The following is a 1,728-nucleotide window of genomic DNA, read 5'->3' on the forward strand; positions in this document are numbered from 1 at the left end:
ATGCCCGAGCTGCTCAAAGGCAAGCTGTCTTTCGCCATGCTGCCCCTGAGCACTGCGCTGCCTTACCTGAAAGACGGTAAACTGACTGCGCTCGCGGTAGTCGCCCCCGAGCGGGTCAGCGAGATTCCGGATGTCCCCACCCTGAAGGAAGCCGGATTCCCCGAGGCCCAGGTATTGTCGTGGTACGCGATGGTGGCGCCGGCCGGCACGCCGGACGAAGCGGTCGCCGTGGCCAACAAAGCCTTGAACCAGGCGATCGCCGACCCGGGTGTCAAGCAGCGCTTGCGGGACCTTGGTGTGTACGTGACGCAGTCCAATACAGCCGCGCAAACCGACACCCTGCTGCGCGGCGAGGCCGAGCGCTGGAAGCAGACCCTGAGAGCCATGAACCTTCAGGCCCAATAGCCGGAAGGGGCGGCCTGGCCAGTGCGGTCGCGTATTTTCGGGAAGAATCGAATTGACGCTTCAGCAGCTGCGGGATTTCGTTCTGGCCGTCGAGCACGGCAGCCTGCGGCGTGCCGCCTTGCATGGCCAGCAAAGCCAGGTTTCGCTGACCAAGTCCATCAAGCGGCTGGAAATTTCCCTGGGCACTGAGCTGCTGGTCAGGAACTCGCGCGGCATTACCCTGACACCCAGCGGCGAGCACCTGCTTCCGCGGGCGCGGCTGATTCTTTCCGAGGTGGCCCGGGTCGAAACCGAGGCGTCCATGAAAATGCAGGGGCGGCCCGTCGTCTCGATCGGCGCCTCGCCGCTGGCCGCGCTGGTGGTGGCGCCGCCCGCGCTCGAAGAATTCCGGGGGCGGCACGGGGACGTCATGGTCCGGTGCCGCAATGGCCCGTATTCCGAATTGCTGGCCGCCTTGATGGCGGGGACCGTCGAATTCATCATCTGTCCGGTTTTCGATGCGATCCTGGACGATTCCCTGGCGGTCGATGTGCTTTCCAGCCATCAGTCCGTCATTGTGGCCAGGGCTTCGAACCCGCTCAGGCATGCGACCCGCCTGAGCGAGCTTGCCGACGCCGAATGGATCGTCAACGGTCCGCTGGACCGCGGCGGCTCCAGCCTTGCGCAAATGTTCCGGAGATACGGGCTGGGCGGCCCCAGGGTCGCCATGCATTGCGACTCGTTTGTCGACGCGATCGCGCATGTGAAGCGCTCCGACCTGTTGTCGCTGTGCCCGCCCTGTCTGGAGGCGCTGGACGTCGCGGACAAGGTGGCGATCGTCGATATCCAGGAAAAACCGCCCACGCAGACCATATTGTTGATCCGCCACAAGCACAGGGTGTTGTCCAGGCACGCGTTCACGCTGTACGAGATCGTCCGCAAAGCGGGCGCGGGCCAGCCGACGGCACCCGCCGCGGACGATGGTGAAAAAAACCCGGCCGGCGCTAATCAAGTCCACGCCAGAGACCATTAAAGATAGAGCACCAGGATCTCGCGTCAGGATGGGAAATCCTGGTCGGCGGAAGTTTTCTTTTCCGGAGAGTTTCCTCGCTGAGCTACCCGGGGAGCGTACGGCGGGTGGTGTGGATGAGTTTGCCGTTGTGCATGGGATCGCAGGCCGGGTTGATGATGTCACGCTCCGGGATGTGCAATGACGCCCAACACGGATACGGAGGCCAACGTCTTTGCTCGACATAAGGCGACAGTATCGCATGGATACACAATTGTGTATCCAAAAAATCGCACCCGTCGCATAAGTCCTAAGTTGTGCGACAGCTTGCCACC

At 62.8% G+C, this 1,728-nt stretch carries 2 protein-coding genes; both read left to right on the top strand.

Features of this window, described 5'->3' with window-relative positions; translation table 11 throughout:
- Nucleotides 1-405 (top strand): tripartite tricarboxylate transporter substrate-binding protein (locus N5K27_RS28790; protein WP_279821002.1); only part of this gene is annotated, 405 nt, incomplete at its 5' end.
- A 52-nt stretch (nucleotides 406-457) separates the two neighbouring features.
- Entirely contained in the window at nucleotides 458-1,417 is a 960-nt protein-coding gene (locus N5K27_RS28795; RefSeq protein WP_070401330.1) for a LysR family transcriptional regulator, read from the top strand.
- Nucleotides 1,418-1,728: the final 311 nt, after the last annotated feature.

Origin of the sequence: Pigmentiphaga sp. GD03639, assembly GCF_029845405.1 — a bacterium.
GTDB classification, from domain to species: domain Bacteria; phylum Pseudomonadota; class Gammaproteobacteria; order Burkholderiales; family Burkholderiaceae_B; genus Pigmentiphaga; species Pigmentiphaga daeguensis.